At 72.0% G+C, this 14,387-nt stretch carries 15 protein-coding genes; 4 read left to right on the plus strand and 11 right to left on the minus strand.

Annotation, left to right across the window (positions count from 1 at the left end; genetic code table 11):
- Nucleotides 1-27: 27 nt before the first annotated feature.
- The 4 genes from ACZ60E_RS25365 to ACZ60E_RS25380 all read right to left on the minus strand — a co-directional run bounded on the left by ACZ60E_RS25365 (nucleotide 28) and on the right by ACZ60E_RS25380 (nucleotide 3,974).
- Nucleotides 28-600, minus strand: a complete 573-nt coding sequence (locus ACZ60E_RS25365) for a transglutaminase domain-containing protein (protein WP_469443287.1) — start codon at nucleotides 598-600, stop codon at nucleotides 28-30.
- 85 nt (nucleotides 601-685) lie between these two features.
- Nucleotides 686-1,756, minus strand: a complete 1,071-nt coding sequence (locus tag ACZ60E_RS25370; protein ID WP_384799422.1) for a threonine aldolase family protein — start codon at nucleotides 1,754-1,756, stop codon at nucleotides 686-688.
- Nucleotides 1,757-1,773: 17 nt separating this feature from the next.
- Entirely contained in the window at nucleotides 1,774-2,538 is a 765-nt protein-coding gene (locus tag ACZ60E_RS25375; protein ID WP_385835019.1) for an SDR family NAD(P)-dependent oxidoreductase, read from the minus strand.
- A 38-nt stretch (nucleotides 2,539-2,576) separates the two neighbouring features.
- The gene (locus tag ACZ60E_RS25380) at nucleotides 2,577-3,974 is read right to left on the minus strand and encodes a DUF6421 family protein (RefSeq protein WP_469443289.1); all 1,398 of its coding nucleotides are present in this window, start codon (nucleotides 3,972-3,974) and stop codon (nucleotides 2,577-2,579) included.
- 413 nt (nucleotides 3,975-4,387) lie between these two features.
- On the opposite strand from ACZ60E_RS25380, the gene ACZ60E_RS25385 reads away from it, so the two are divergent.
- Nucleotides 4,388-5,071 (plus strand): glycerophosphodiester phosphodiesterase, encoded by a 684-nt coding sequence (locus ACZ60E_RS25385; RefSeq protein WP_469443291.1) that lies wholly within the window; start codon nucleotides 4,388-4,390, stop codon nucleotides 5,069-5,071.
- A gap of 33 nt (nucleotides 5,072-5,104) precedes the next feature.
- Here ACZ60E_RS25385 and ACZ60E_RS25390 read toward each other — a convergent pair whose 3' ends face one another.
- The gene (locus tag ACZ60E_RS25390) at nucleotides 5,105-5,644 is read right to left on the minus strand and encodes a GNAT family N-acetyltransferase (RefSeq protein ID WP_469443293.1); all 540 of its coding nucleotides are present in this window, start codon (nucleotides 5,642-5,644) and stop codon (nucleotides 5,105-5,107) included.
- Between the two features lie 81 nt (nucleotides 5,645-5,725).
- On the opposite strand from ACZ60E_RS25390, the gene ACZ60E_RS25395 reads away from it, so the two are divergent.
- Entirely contained in the window at nucleotides 5,726-6,112 is a 387-nt protein-coding gene (locus tag ACZ60E_RS25395) for a VOC family protein (RefSeq protein ID WP_385835016.1), read from the plus strand.
- A gap of 94 nt (nucleotides 6,113-6,206) precedes the next feature.
- On the opposite strand, the gene ACZ60E_RS25400 is transcribed toward ACZ60E_RS25395, so the two are convergent.
- From ACZ60E_RS25400 to ACZ60E_RS25410, 3 genes are read right to left on the minus strand one after another with little or no spacing between them, the layout of a single operon-like run.
- Entirely contained in the window at nucleotides 6,207-6,572 is a 366-nt protein-coding gene (locus ACZ60E_RS25400; RefSeq protein ID WP_469443295.1) for a VOC family protein, read from the minus strand.
- Nucleotides 6,573-6,594: 22 nt separating this feature from the next.
- Nucleotides 6,595-7,560, minus strand: coding sequence for an LLM class F420-dependent oxidoreductase (locus ACZ60E_RS25405; protein WP_469443298.1), 966 nt, complete (start codon nucleotides 7,558-7,560; stop codon nucleotides 6,595-6,597).
- A gap of 17 nt (nucleotides 7,561-7,577) precedes the next feature.
- Nucleotides 7,578-7,745, minus strand: a complete 168-nt coding sequence (locus ACZ60E_RS25410) for a DUF6479 family protein (RefSeq protein ID WP_469443301.1) — start codon at nucleotides 7,743-7,745, stop codon at nucleotides 7,578-7,580.
- Nucleotides 7,746-7,817: 72 nt separating this feature from the next.
- Between ACZ60E_RS25410 and ACZ60E_RS25415 the strand changes: the two genes are divergently transcribed.
- Nucleotides 7,818-8,846 (plus strand): Ppx/GppA family phosphatase, encoded by a 1,029-nt coding sequence (locus ACZ60E_RS25415; protein ID WP_469443304.1) that lies wholly within the window; start codon nucleotides 7,818-7,820, stop codon nucleotides 8,844-8,846.
- Between the two features lie 77 nt (nucleotides 8,847-8,923).
- Here the strand turns inward: ACZ60E_RS25415 and ACZ60E_RS25420 are convergent, their stop codons facing one another.
- On the minus strand, nucleotides 8,924-10,342 hold the full coding sequence (locus ACZ60E_RS25420; protein WP_469443307.1) for a glycoside hydrolase family 10 protein: 1,419 nt from the start codon (nucleotides 10,340-10,342) through the stop codon (nucleotides 8,924-8,926).
- Nucleotides 10,343-10,465: 123 nt separating this feature from the next.
- Between ACZ60E_RS25420 and ACZ60E_RS25425 the strand changes: the two genes are divergently transcribed.
- Nucleotides 10,466-11,518 (plus strand): LacI family DNA-binding transcriptional regulator, encoded by a 1,053-nt coding sequence (locus ACZ60E_RS25425; protein ID WP_469443309.1) that lies wholly within the window; start codon nucleotides 10,466-10,468, stop codon nucleotides 11,516-11,518.
- A gap of 452 nt (nucleotides 11,519-11,970) precedes the next feature.
- Here ACZ60E_RS25425 and ACZ60E_RS25430 read toward each other — a convergent pair whose 3' ends face one another.
- Nucleotides 11,971-12,534, minus strand: coding sequence for a MarR family winged helix-turn-helix transcriptional regulator (locus tag ACZ60E_RS25430; RefSeq protein WP_384799137.1), 564 nt, complete (start codon nucleotides 12,532-12,534; stop codon nucleotides 11,971-11,973).
- Nucleotides 12,531-14,267: an FUSC family protein gene (locus ACZ60E_RS25435; protein ID WP_469443311.1), complete on the minus strand. Its 1,737-nt coding sequence runs from the start codon at nucleotides 14,265-14,267 to the stop codon at nucleotides 12,531-12,533. Before ACZ60E_RS25435 ends, ACZ60E_RS25430 begins: the two co-directional genes overlap by 4 nt.
- Between the last annotated feature and the right edge of the window lie 120 nt (nucleotides 14,268-14,387).

The raw sequence follows: 14,387 nt of genomic DNA on the forward strand, positions 1-14,387 counted from the left end.
GGGCCCTCCGGCTCAGAGCGCGGCGGCTCAGAGCGCGACGGGAAGCGACTCCCACAGGTGTGGGCGGTCCCGGGCGGCCTTGAGCGCGGCCAGGACGGCCGGGTGCGGTGCGTCGTACAGCTCCGGGTGGTCCAGCTCGTGCGCCCGCGGGTCGGGCGTGAAGGCCAGGCGCTCTCCGGCGAGGGAGAACCGGGCGTCCACGCCCGGTTTGTTGCCCCGGGGGTCCTGCCGGTGCCAGGCACCGTTGAAGCGGACCGCGACCAGGCCGTGCACCACGTCGAACTTCTGGTAGCAGAACGCCGTCGGGATGTCCTCGGCTCTCAGCAGGGCGGCCAGGGCGTGGGCCTTGGCGTAGCAGATGCCGGTGCCCTGCTCCAGGACGTCGGAGGCGCGCCAGGTGACGCGGAGGTCGCCGGAGTCCTGTGAGTGCGGGATGGTGTCGCGCACGAACTCGAAGGCCGCCTGCGCATAGGCATACGAGTCGGCGACCTGACTCGCCAGCCGTGCGGACACCTCGCGCACGATCGGATGACGGTGGTCGATCGCCTCGTCGGCGGCCAGGTAGGCGGACAGGTCGGGGTTGTTCTGGATCAGCTCCATGCCTGCGGAGCATAAGAATACGATCACCCGGGAGTCAACTACTTTTCCAGGCGACCGTATATCTATGCACCACTCCCCGGGCCTGTCAGCCCGCCATCTCCTCCTTGAGCGCCGCCACGAAACCGTCGACGTCGTCCTCGGTCGTGTCGAAGGCGCACATCCAGCGGACGTCTCCCGCGGTCTCGTCCCAGAAGTAGAAGCGGTAGCGCTTCTGCAGGCGTTCGCTCACGTCGTGGGGCAGCCGGGCGAAGACCGCGTTGGCCTGTACCGGGTAGAGGATCTCCACGCCGTGCACCGCGCGGACGCCCTCGGCGAGGCGCTGGGCCATCTCGTTGGCGTGGCGGGCGTTGCGCAGCCACAGGTCCTTGGCGAGCAGGGCCTCCAACTGCACCGACACGAAGCGCATCTTGGAGGCGAGCTGCATGGACAGCTTGCGCAGATGCTTCATGTGGCTGACGGCATCCCGGTTCAGGACGACGACGGCCTCGCCGAACAGCGCGCCGTTCTTGGTGCCGCCGAAGGACAGCACGTCCACGCCGACCGCGTTGGTGAACGCCCGCATCGGTACGTCCAGGGAGGCGGCCGCGTTGGCTATCCGGGCGCCGTCGAGGTGCACCTTCATGCCGTGCCCGTGGGCGTGCTCGCAGATCGCGCGGACCTCGTCGGGCGTGTAGACCGTGCCCAGTTCGGTGTTCTGCGTGATCGACACCACCTGCGGCATCGCCCGGTGCTCGTCGTCCCAGCCGTACGCCTGCCGGTCGATCAGCTCGGGGGTGAGCTTGCCGTCGGGCGTGGCCACCGTGAGCAGCTTCAGCCCGCCCATGCGCTCGGGAGCGCCACCCTCGTCGACATTGATGTGCGCGCTCTCCGCGCAGATCACGGCGCCCCAGCGGTCGGTGAGCGCCTGCAGGGCCACGACGTTGGCGCCCGTGCCGTTGAAGACGGGGAACGCCTCGGCGCCCGCGCCGAAGTGGCCGCGGATCACCTGCTGGAGGTGGCCGGTGTAGTCGTCCTCGCCGTACGCGATCTGGTGCCCGCCGTTGGCGAGGGCCAGGGCGGCGAGCACCTCGGGGTGGGCGCCCGCGTAGTTGTCGCTGGCGAAGCCGCGCACCTGCGGGTCGTGGCGCCGCCGGGCATCCGTCCTCGGCGGGTTCACGGCGTCTCTGCCGGAGTTCACGGCTTCTCGGTCAGCCACAGACGCTTTCCGTTCACTTCGGGGGCGGACTGCTCCCAGACACCGGTGATGGACTCGGCCAGGTCCTTGACGTCCGTGAAGCCCGCGAACTTCGCGTTCGGGCGCTCCGCGCGCATCGCGTCGTGCACCAGCGCCTTGACCACCAGGATGGCGGCGGCGGACGTCGGCCCCTCGGCGCCCTCGGAGATCCCGGCCTTGCGGAAGTAGTCGGCCATGGCCAGCGTCCACGCCTCGGCGGCGGCCTTGGCCGCCGCGTACGCGGCGTTGCCCGCGGTGGGCTTGCCGGCGCCCGCGGCGCTGATCAGGACGTACCGGCCGCGGTCGCTGCGCTGCAGTGCCTCGTGGAAGGCGAGGGAGGTGTGCTGCACGGTACGGATGAGCAGCAGTTCCAGCAGGTCCCAGTCGTCGAGGCTGGTCTTGGTGAAGGTCTCGCTGCCGCGCCAGCCGCCGACGAGGTGGACCAGTCCGTCGACGCGCCCGAACTCCTTCTCGGTACGCGCGGCCCAGTCCTTCGCCGAGTCCCGGTCGAGGAGGTCGACCGTGTCGCCGACGACGGTGGCGCCGCCGTGGGCGTAGCGGGCCGCGTCCACGGCCTCGGCCAGTCGCTCCGGGTCGTTGTCGGACCCGACGACCACGGCCCCGGCCTCGGCGAGCCGCAGCAGGGTCGCCCGGCCCACCGGACCGCCCGCGCCGGCCACCGCGATCACCGCGCCGCTCAGTGCCCCGCCGCTACCGTTCCCCATGGTCTTCGCCTCCTGAGCAGTGTTCCGGACGCGGTCGCTCACGCGGCCACCCGCTCGGCACTCGCAGCGGTGATGCCCTTGGTCTGCGCGATCACGTTCTTCAGCTTCTTGGAGAGTGCCTCATAGAACATGCTCAGGGGAAACTCGTCCGGAAGCACGTCGTCCACCAGTTTTCGCGGCGGCAGCGTCAGATCGAGGGCGTCGGGGCCCTTGGCCCAGCGGGATCCGGGGTGCGGGGAGAGGTACTGGGAGACCAGGTCGTACGCGGCGAACCAGTGGACCAGTTTCGGACGGTCGATGCCGTCGCGGTACAGCTTCTCGATCTCGGCGCACAGCTCGTTGGTGACCTGCGGGGCCCGCTGCCAGTCGATGAACAGCTTGTTGTCGGTCCAGCGGACGACGTCGTGCTTGTGCAGGTAGGCGAAGAGCAGCTGTCCGCCGAGGCCGTCGTAGTTGCGGACGCGGTCGCCGGTCACGGGGAAGCGGAACATCCGGTCGAAGAGCACCGTGTACTGCACGTCACGGCCCTGCGGGAAGCCGTCGGCCTCCAGCTTGACGGCCTCGCGGAAGGCCGTGAGGTCGCAGCGCAGCTCCTCCAGGCCGTACATCCAGAACGGCTGGCGCTGCTTGATCATGAAGGGGTCGAAGGGCAGGTCGCCATGGCTGTGGGTGCGGTCGTGGACCATGTCCCACAGGACGAAGGCCTGCTCGCAGCGCGCCTGGTCGCCGACCATCTCGCTGATGTCGTCGGGCAGGTCGAGGCCGAGCGTGTCGACGGCGGCCTCGGTGACCTTGCGGAAGCGGGCGGCCTCGCGGTCGCAGAAGATACCGCCCCAGCTGAACCGCTCCGGGGCCTCGCGCACGGCGATGGTCTCGGGGAAGAGGACGGCAGAGTTGGTGTCGTACCCGGCGGTGAAGTCCTCGAACTTGATGCCGCAGAACAGCGGGTTGTCGTAGCGGGTGCGCTCGAGGTCGGCCAGCCAGTCGGGCCAGACCATGCGCAGGACGACCGCTTCGAAGTTGCGGTCCGGATTGCCGTTCTGCGTGTACATGGGGAAGAGGACCAGGTGTTCGAGGCCGTCCACTCGGTGCGCCGCGGGCTGGAAGGCCAGCAGCGAGTCGAGGAAGTCGGGCACCTCGAAGCCGCCGTCGGCCCAGCGGCTCAGATCCTTGACGAGCGCCGTGTGGTACTCGGCGTCGTGCGGAACGAGCGGCGACAGCTCCTGCACGGCGTCCATGACCCGGCGCACGGCCTGGCCGGCCTCCGCCGGATCGGGGGCGCTCCCGGCGTCGAAGTCGATCGATCCGTCCTTGGACTGCCATGGCCGGATCCGCTCCACGGCATCCTTGAGCACGGGCCATGCCGGGTGGCTCACTACCCCGCTCCGGGGAGGAATCTGTTCCTCCGCACCCACCTGCACAAGAATTTCCGTCATGACCCACCTTCCACGGGAGAACCTCGCGTATGGACACCGTATGCGTGCGGGACTCTCCGGGACAAGTGGAGTCTCGGGAGATTATCCTGTCGCCTCGCACCTTCACCGCTATTTTTCCTGTGGGACACCGCGAGGGCGAATACTTCCGCCGTCGGCCGGGTAGTCGCCGGAGTTCGGGCGGTCCGCCGCGGACACCCTCTCCGAGGCGCGGTCAACCGGCTGAGGACTCGCCCACCCGGGGGTGAGCCGCAAAGGCCACGGCAGGACCCGCTCCCCCGGCCGACAGGCCTCATTCCCGGCCACCGGAGCGGGTACAAGGCCCGCCGAGGCCATTAGGCTGCGGCCTTGCCGCGTGGGCACGGGAGCGCCGCGCGCGGCAGCCGAGCCGCCGTCGACGGAAGCGGAGTCAACCCTTGAACTTCCTCACCATCGGTCATCGCGGGATCATGGGTGTCGAACCGGAGAACACCCTTCGTTCCTTCACCGCCGCCCAGCAGGCGGGCCTCGACCTGATCGAGCTGGATCTGCATCTGAGCAAGGACGGCGCGCTCGTCGTCATGCACGACGCCGACGTGGACCGTACGACCGACGGTTCGGGTCCGATCGCCGAGAAGACCCTCTCCGAGCTGCGGGTGCTGGACGCGGGACGCGGGGAGCGCGTGCCGGTGTTCGAGGAGGTCCTGGACGCCGTCACGGCCCCGCTCCAGGCCGAGATCAAGGACGTGGCCGCGGCCCGCGCCCTCGCCGAGGTGATGAACCGGCGCGATCTGGTCGGCCGGGTCGAGGTGCTGTCCTTCCACGACGAGGCGATCGCCGAGATCGCGCGGCTCGTGCCGGGCGTCCGTACGGCGCTGGTCGCCAGCCGCTATGGCATCGATGTCGTCGAGCGGGCGACCGCGGTCGGCGCCACGACTCTGGTGCTGAACATCCGGCGGCTGACCCTGGAGGTCGTCGAGCGGGCGCGCAAGGCGGACCTGCGGATCATCGGCTGGGTCGTGAACACCCAGGACCATCTGCGGCTGGTGCGCGCCCTGGAGCTGGACGGCGCGACCACCGACTACCCGGAGATCAAGCGCACCGGCCGCTTCACGGCCTAGCCGCCGCCGCCGCGCCGACCGGCGGCGTAACGATTATGCGAGCGGCTTCGTCAGGAGCTCGAACTGCAGGTCGTCGCGCTGCGGCAGGCCGAAGCGCTCGTCGCCGTACGGGAAGGGAGTCATCTCTCCCGTACGGCGGTAGCCGCGTCGCTCGTACCAGGCGATGAGGTCCTCGCGTACGGAGATCACGGTCATGTGCATCTCCTTCGCGTCCCAGGTCTCGCGGGCCAGCCGCTCCGCCTCGGCGATGATCACCTTGCCGAGGCCCGCCCCCTGGAGTGCGGGGCTGACCGCGAACATGCCGAAGTAGGCGTGCGCACCCCGGTGTTCGAGCTGGCAGCAGGCGACCACCGTGCCGTCGCGCTCGACGGTCAGCAGCCGGCTGTCGGGCGACTTGATGACCGCGAGGACGCCTTCCGGGTCCGTCCGCTGCCCTTCCAGGATGTCCGCCTCGGTGGTCCAGCCGGTCCGGCTGGAGTCCCCCCGGTAGGCGGATTCGATCAGTGCGACCAGGGCGTCCACGTCGGTGTCGACGGCGTCGCGGAAGGTCGGTCCGTCGGGAGCGGTGGGCATGGGGCGGTTCTCCGATCTCGGGCGCGGCGCGGCCATGGACGAGGGTAACGCTCCCCTTCACCCCCATTACGCTCGGGACGCATGGTGCATGTACTGAGCAGCCGGACCTTGCTCCGCCCCGCCGATCCCGAGCGCTCCCGTGCCTTCTACGGCGAGCAGCTGGGGCTGCCCGTCTACCGCGAGTTCGGCACGGGCCCCGAGCGCGGCACCGTCTACTTCCTCGGCGGCGGCTTCCTCGAAGTCTCGGGCCGTTCCGCCGAACCGCCCTCCCCCGCCGTCAGGCTGTGGCTGCAGGTGGCCGACGTGACGGCGGCGTACGAGGAACTCGTGGCCGCGGGTGTCGAGGTGGACCGGCCGCCGGTGAAGGAGCCGTGGGGGCTCGTCGAGATGTGGCTCAGGGACCCGGACGGCACACGGATCGCGGTGGTGGAGGTGCCGTCGGACCATCCGCTGCGGTACCGGCCGTGAGGGACCGGGCACGGTGACCCGGCGGGCCCGGCGGTCGCGGCGGTCGCGGCCGACGGCGGTGGCGCCGGGTCACAGGCCGCCGGCCGGCCCTCCGTCACTGGCGGCAGAGGCAGAACGGGTGGCCCGCCGGGTCCGCGTACACGCGGAAGCCGCGGCGACCGCCGTCGTCGTCCAGGTCGAGCGGCGTGGCGCCGAGGGCCAGTACCTGGGCCTCGTCCAGGTCCGGCACGTCGAAGTCCAGGTGCAGCTGCTGGGAGCCTCCGTCGGCGCTCGGCCAGTCGGGCGGGCGGTGGCCGGGGGCCCGCTGGAAGGAGACGCGGTGGCCGCCGGGGGCGTGGAGGTCGTACCAGTCGTCGCTGTACCGCTTCACCTCACCGCCCAGGACGCCCGCGTAGAACTCCGCCAGCGCGGGCGGATCCGGGCAGTCGAGTGCTACGAGGCCGTACGTGGCGATGGCCATGGGGTTCCCTCCGCTTCGAAGCTCACAGGTCCTTCAGCGCGGGCAGCAGCTTCTTCTCGGCCCAGTCCAGGAAGGGGAACTGGTGGTCTCCCCCGATCTGGACGAGGGCGACCTCGGTGAAGCCCGCCTCGGCGTAGGGGCGGACGGCCTCGACGAAGGCGTCCACGTCGTCGCCGCAGGGAACGTTCTGCGCCACGTCCTCGGGCCTCACGAACCGGGTCGCCGTGTCGAAGGCCGCCGGGCCCGGAAGTTCGGAGTTGACCGGCCAGCCGCCCAGCGACCAGCGGAACTGCTCGTGCGCCCGCGCCACGGCGGCGTCCTTGTCCGTGTCGAAGCAGACGGGCAGCTGGCCCACCCTGGGCTTGCCGGCGCCGCCGTGCCGGTCGAAGGACTCGATCAGTTCGGCCTTCGGCTCGGTGGCGATCACCAGGTCGGCCAGCCGGCCCGCGAGGGCGCAGGAGCGCTCGCCCGAGACGGCGACACCGATGGGGGTCGGCTCGTCGGGCAGGTCGAAGAGCTTGGCGTTCTCCACGTCGAAGTGCGTGCCGTGGTGGTTCACGTTCTTGCCCTCGAACAGCGCGCGGATGATCTCGACGGCCTCTTCCAGCATGTCGAGGCGTACGTGCGCGGCGGGCCAGCCGCCGCCCACCACATGCTCGTTGAGGTTCTCGCCGGAGCCCAGCCCGAGCCGGAAGCGGCCCTCGGCGAGCAGCTGCGTGGTGGCGGCCTTCTGCGCGACGACCGCCGGGTGGTAGCGGGTCGTCGGGCAGGTCACGTACGTCATGAGGGGGATCGTGGACGTGGCCTGCGCGGCGGCCCCGAGAACACTCCACGCGTACGGCGCGTGTCCCTGCTCGGCCAGCCACGGGAAGTAGTGGTCGGACGTGACCGAGAAGTCGAAGCCCGCCCGTTCGGCGGCCACCACGTGCTGGACGAGCTCACGGGGTCCGGCCTGCTCGGTCATCATCGTGTATCCCATTTGCACCATACGCTCCGAGTGGCCGGTCACGGCCACCCGAAACCCCCGTCATGTCGGTGGCCGCCGAGGCCGCCGCCCTCGAAGCCGCCACTGTGGGGCCGGCCCTCGGGGCGCGGCGGACCGGGCTCCCGGCTGCGCACCCGCACGCCCCGCCACACCGCGACGACCGGCACGGCCGTGCCCAGAAGTCCCACCGCAACCCGGACAGGGCGTGATCAGTGCGCGTGTCGCGGTGTGCCGGAGGCCGCCGGGGGTACGGGGAAGGGATGCGAATGGGTGTACTCGACGTCGGCTCGAACACGGTGCGGCTTGTCATCGCGGAAACGGATGGCGCGGTTCCGCTTCCCGTGCACACCGCCAAGCGTCAGCTGCGCCTCTCCGCCCATGTGGAACGGGGCGGCCATCTGCCGGCGGAACAGGTGGACCGGCTGGTGGAAGCGGTGAAGGAGACCCGCGCGGAGGGCAGGCGGTGGGGGGTGGGCCAGCCGTTCGCGTTCGCCACCGCGATCGTGCGGGACGCCCCGAACCGCGACGAGATCCTCGGCCGGATCGCCGCGGAGGCGGGGGTGCCGCTGCATGTGCTGCCCGGCGAGGTGGAGGCCGAGCTGACCTTCCTGGCCGCCCGGCGCTGGATGGGCTGGCGCGCCGGGCCGCTGGCCCTGCTGGACATCGGGGGCGGTTCGTTCGAGGTGGCCTTCGGGCGGAGCAGGCTGCCCGACTTCGCCATCGCGCTGCCGCTGGGCGCCAACCGGCTGACCCGTGAGTTCTTCCGCGGCCAGGACCCGCCGTCGCCGCACCGGATCAAGCTGCTGCGCCGGCACGTACGCCATCAGCTGCGCGATGTCGCGGCCCGTATCCGGTGGGAGGCACCGCGGACGGCGGTCGTCACCTCGCGGACGTTCCAGCAGCTGGGCCGGCTGTGCGGCGCGGCCCCGGGCCGGTCCGGGCCCTTCACCACCCGGACCATGACCCGCTCCGACCTGGGCAGGGCCGTCGAGCAGCTGGCGGCGCTGCCGACCGCGGAGCGCGCGCTCCTGCCCGGTATCTCCCTCGCGCGGTCGGGGCAGTCCCTGGCCGGGGCGATCGTCGCGCACACCACGATGAAGCTGATGGGCATCGACGAGGTGACCATCTGCCCCTGGGCGCTGCGCGAAGGGGTGCTGCTGCGCTGTATCGAGGACGGCAACTCCGAGTGGTGGGACTCGTACGGCCTGGAGGCCCTGGAGAGCGCGGCGCCGAACGCGACGCCGCTGGTGCTCCGCCCCCTGCGCGGGACGGAGCCGACGTCCGCGTAGGCCCCCGTCCCCGGTGCAGGCCCCCGTCCTCGGTCCGACGCCGCGGCTGACAACCGGCGTTCCCGCCGCGGGGCCCCTTACGTGGTGCAGGCCGTCCCGTTGAGGGTGAAGGCCGTGGGTGCGGTGTTGCCGCCGGACCAGGAGCCGTTGAAGCCGAACGTGACGGCCGCGCCCGGCGCGATGGCCGCGTTGTAGCTCGCGTTGGCGGCGGTGACGGCCGGGCCGGACTGGGTGACGGTCGCGTTCCACGCCTGCGTCACGCTCTGCCCGGCGGGCCAGGTCCACGCCAGCTGCCAGCCGTTGACGGCGGTGGTGCTCGTGTTCCTGACCGTCACCTGCGCGGTGAAGCCGGTGTTCCACTGGCTCTGCACGGCGTAGGTGACCGCGCAGGCGCCCACCGGTTCGGGCGTGCCGTCGTCGACCCAGCCGAGCGCCTCGGCGATGCCGTAATAGGCGGGCTTGGGCTGGAAGTTCTCGTCGTACGGGGTCGCCGCGCCGTAACCGGTGAACACGTCCGGGATCCATGAGTCGGAGTCGGTGAAGCCCCAGACGGTGACGCCCTCGCAGCGCGCCACGGCGACGCAGGCGGCGGTGACCGCCTTGTACTCGGCCTTCTGCTGGGCGAGTTGGGCGGTCGTGGGCGGAACGGTCATCCGGATGTCGAGTTCGGTGATCGCGACGTCCACGCCGAGGTCGGCGAAGCGCTGGATGTTGGCCTGGAGCGTGGACGGCACCTGGCCGAGGATCAGGTGGGCCTGCAGTCCCACGCCGTCGATCGGGACGCCCTGCTCCTTGAACGACTTCACCAGGTTGTAGAGGGCGGTGCTCTTCGCGTTGACGCCCTCCACGTTGTAGTCGTTGACGTACAGCTTCGCGGCCGGGTCGGCGGCACGGGCCGCCCGCAGCGCGTCGGCGATGTACGAGTCGCCGATCGCCGTCTGGAAGACCGACTGCCTGCGCGTACCGTCCTCGTTGAACGGCTCGTTGACGACGTCCCAGTGGTCGATACGGCCCTTGTAGCGGCCGGCCTCGGTGGCGATGTGGTCGGTCATCACCGTCCGCAGGGTGTCGGCGGTCCAGGTGCCGTTGCTCACCCAGCCGGGCAGTTGGCTGTGCCAGACCAGGGTGTGGCCGCGGACCTTCTGGGCGTGCGCCTCCGCGAAGGCGACCACGGCGTCGGCGCCGGACCAGGTGAAGCTGCCCCGGGTCGCCTCGACCGAGCCCCACTTCATCTCGTTGCCCGGCGTGATGGAGTCGAACTGTTCGCCGGTGATCGTGCCGTAGGTGCCGTTGAGCTTGGAGGCCGTGACGGCCGTCCCGTAGTAGATGCCCTTTGCGGCGGCGAGGTCCCGCAGTACGGGCTCGGCGGCGGCCCGCCGTTCCGTGGCGGCCGGTTCCGGGCCGGCGGCGGCGTGACCGGAGGTGGCTCCCCCGATCACGAGCGAGGCCGCGGCCAGGAACGCGGACGCGGCTCTCCGTAAGCTCTGGGGCTTCATGGACGTCCCTCTCATGATGGCTTCACGTCGCTTCCGGAATTTCCGGAAGACCTCTGCAAAGTTTCGAGAGTGCGTCCGGAACGGTAGAGGCGTACGGGGTGACCGTCAACGGAGGTGGGGCAGTTGACCGAGGAGGACACCGGGGGCGCCGGGGACGGCGGGGCCCGGGAGGGGCGGGGCAAGGTCACGATCACGGAGATCGCCCGGGAGGCCGGGGTCTCCGTACCGACCGTGTCGCGGGTGGTCAACGGCCGGTCGGACGTGGCGCCGGGCACGCGTGCGCGGGTGGAGGACCTGCTGCATCTGCACGGCTACCGCCGACGGCCGCCCGGGGCGCGGGTGCGGGCCGCGCTGATCGACCTGGTCTTCGACGACCTCGACAGTCCCTGGGCGGTGGAGATCATCCGGGGCGTGGAGGAAGTGGCGCACGCCGCGGGCGTCGGGACGGTCGTCTCCGCGATCCACGGGCGTTCGGGGGACGCGCGCCGGTGGATGACGAACCTGCGGGCGCGTGCCTCGGACGGCGTGATCCTGGTGACGTCCGTCCTGGAACCCGTGCTGCACGACGAGTTGCGGCGGCTCGGGGTGCCGCTCGTGGTGGTCGATCCGGCGGGGTCCCCCGCGCTCGACGCGCCCACGGTGGGGGTCACGAACTGGGCTGGCGGGATGGCCGCCACCGAGCATGTGGTGCGGCTCGGCCATCGCAGGATCGGGTTCGTCGCGGGGCCGCCGCGGCTGCTCTGCTCGCGGGCCCGGCTGGACGGCTACCGTGCGGCGCTGGACCGGGCGGGGATCGCCGTCGACGAGTCGCTGATCGTGCCCGGCGACTTCTATCCCGAGTCCGGGTTCACCGGGTGTGCGGCTCTGCTGGACCTCGACCGGCCGCCGACGGCGCTCTTCGCGGCGAGCGACCAGATGGCGCTGGGGGCCGTCGAGGCGTTGCGGCGGCGGGGGTTGCGGGTGCCGGAGGACATGAGCGTGGTGGGTTTCGACGACCTTCCGGAAGTCCGCTGGTCGGCTCCGCCGCTCACGACTGTCCGTCAGCCGCTCGCGGAGATGGGGAAGCTGGCGGTCCGCACGGTCCTTCGGCTCACCCGGGGTGAGACTCTCGACTCGCCTCGGGTGGAGCTGGCCACGGAGCTGGTGGTGCGGGCCAGCACGGTGGCGCGGTGCTGACTGCGCGGTCTTCGGGGGTGGGCGTCGTATTTGGGTGCGGGCCGGTGGGGGCCGGTCGCGCAGTTCCCCGCGCCCCTCAGCGGCGCCTGCCCGGCCGCGGTGGGAACCAGCACAGGTCCGCCGGCCTTGCCGACAACCGGCACGATTCACACTGCGGGCCGGTGGGGGCTTGTCGCGCAGTTCCCCGCGCCCCTCAGCGGCGCCTGGCCCTCCGCGGTGGGAACCAGCGCAGGTCCGCGGCCCTTCCCGACAGCCGGCACGATTCACACTGCGGGCCGGTGGGGGCCGGTCGCGCAGTTCCCCGCGCCCCTGAGCGGCGCCCGGCCCTCCGCGGTGGGATCGAGGACAGGTCCGCCAGGCCCTGCGCCGACACCCGGCATCTTTCACAGTGCGGGCCGGTGAGGGCTTGTCGCGCCGTTCCCCGCGCCCCTTTGGGGCGCCTGGTCGCGGCCCTAACCCCGTGGGGTGCCCAGGTGGCCCTCCAGTTGGGACAGGAGGGTGCCCAGTGTTGTTGCCAGGGTTTGTTGGGCTGTGGGGGGTAGGCCGGACAGGATCGTTGTCTCGTATGCGAGCTGTTCGGGGAGGATGCCGTCCACCAGGGCGCGGCCGGTGTCCGTGAGGCGGACGTGGGCGACGCGGCGGTCGCGGGCGTCGCCCCGTCGCTCGACGAGGCCGCGCTCGGTCAGCTGCTTGAGCCGTTTGGTGACCGCCGCGCCGGAGGAGAAGGTCTCCCTGGCCAGCTCGCCCGGTGTCAGTTCGAGGCCCGTGCGGCGCAGCGCGCCGAGGAGGTCGAACTCGGGGCGGGTGAGTCCGGCGTGCCGCAGCGGCGCGTCCTCGGCCTGCTGGAGGAGCGCGGCGCACCGGTTGATGCGGCCGATGACCTCCATGGGCCCGGTGTCGAGGTCGGGATGGACCGTCCGCCACTGCCGGACCACCGCGGCGACCGTGTCGCCCTCGTGCGGCCCGCCACCGGCGGCGCCGGCGCCGACCGCCCTCCGACCGTTCGCTGCCGTCATGCCTCTGCGTCCTCCAGAACGTGCGGTCCCTGCCGTCGTACCGTCGCCGCGAGCGTACGGTGTCCGGCCTGCTCCGCCAGCATCACCCGCTCCTGCGGCAGGGCGCGCTGCCACCATTCGCCGGCCGCCGCGTCGACCGTGGCCCGCAGCTCGACGAGCGCGGCGGCCAGACGACGGCGGGCGGCATCCAGGGCGCCGGGGCCGGACGCGGACCGCTCGGCGGCTGTCAGCCGTGCCGCGTGCTCACGTGCCTGCTCCAGCGTGTCGAGGGCGTCCTCGATCCGGTCCCCGGCGCGCCGGTTGGTGACGGCGACCGCGGCCACGAAACCGACGACCGCGCCGACCAGCGTGTCCACGACCCGGTCCGTCATCAGCCCGCCGGGCTCCTGGAAGCCCGTGAACTCGGTGATCAGCAGGGCCATCGGGGTCACACAGATGCTGCCGAGCCAGTAGTTGCGGGTGATCAGGGCCTCCGCGCCGAAGTTGAAGGCGAGGCAGCACAGGACCAGGGCGGTGGGGCCGAGGTGGGCGAGCGGGGCGACGGCGGCGAAGAGGAGGACGCCGACGAGGTTGCCGACGACGCGCTGGACGCCCCGGCTCCAGGTGAGCGTGAGGTTCGCCTGATAGAGCGAGGCCGCGGTGACCAGGGCCCAGTAGGGGCGGCCGACGCCGAGCGCCAGCGACACGTAACCGGCGAGGGCGCACCCGAGCGCGGTGCGCAGGGCGAGCGGCAGGAGGGGGCCCAGCCTGCCGCTCCACCACCTCAGCCCGCGCCTCCCGCGCCACCTGTTCCGCACGCTGTTTCCGGACGCCGGTCCGGCCTCCCGTAGTTCCACCTCCACGCCGAGCAGTTCGTCGGCGTCCCGTCCGGACGCCACACGGGGTACGGGGTTCGTGCCGCGCAGGTCGCGCGCCCAGGAGCGCAGCCGGGCGGGGTCCGTGTCGGCGGGGGCCGCGAGCGCGACCTCGGCCCGTACGACCAGTTGTTCGAGGGCCCGGCGGGGCTCCGGGCGCGCGCCGGTGGCGAGCAGCGACTGCCAGGCCGCGTGCACGGCGGCGGCAGCGGCGGCGCGGGCCCGCTCATGGCCGGCCTCGCCGGGTACGCCGGACGTGGACACCGGCTCGTACGCGTCCACGTATCCGGCGGCCGCGTTCAGCGCGCGGGCCGTGGCCCGGCGCTCCGGGCCGTGCGGGCGCACGAGACCCGGCGCCATTCCGACGAGCCAGGCCCAGGCGCCCGCCCCGGCGGCGAGGGCGAGGTGGCCGGGGACCTGGCCGAGCGTCTGGGGCGCGAAGAGGGAGGCGGAGCTGATGAAGGTGAAGATGACCGGTCCGGGCGGGCCGATCCGTGTCAGATCGCTCACCGCCTTGTGCGTGGCGGCGAGCAGCGCGCCGACCGCGACCAGGACGACCGCGGAGGACGTGAGCGACGCCGTGACCAGGGCGATCGCGACCGAGGCGAGCATGCCGAGGACGACCCGGGCCAGGGCACGGCCGCGGGCCGCGTACGGGAGGTTGTGAGCGTAGAGCGCGCAGAGCGAGCCGGCCATGGAGTACAGGGCGAGGTCCAGGCGGCCGAGCGCCAGCAGTGTCAGGTTCGGCACGCCGACGGCGACGACCACGCTCAGCGCGGGCTTGAACCAGATGTCGGAGGGGCGGTTGAGGCGCAGGACGCCCGCGAGGGGCAGTCGGCGGACGGGGGTGGCGCGGTGGCGGGGTCGGACACTGCTCATACCCGTAAGATTAGCAGGTGTTTTACTCGTAAAAGATATAGGGCCGTCGAGGCTCCGGCCCGGCGCGCACCCCCCGCACGCTCCCCATGTACGCCGTTGCGCTCGCTTGCGCCCGCCTGC

Source organism: Streptomyces sp. NPDC102514, assembly GCF_055584525.1.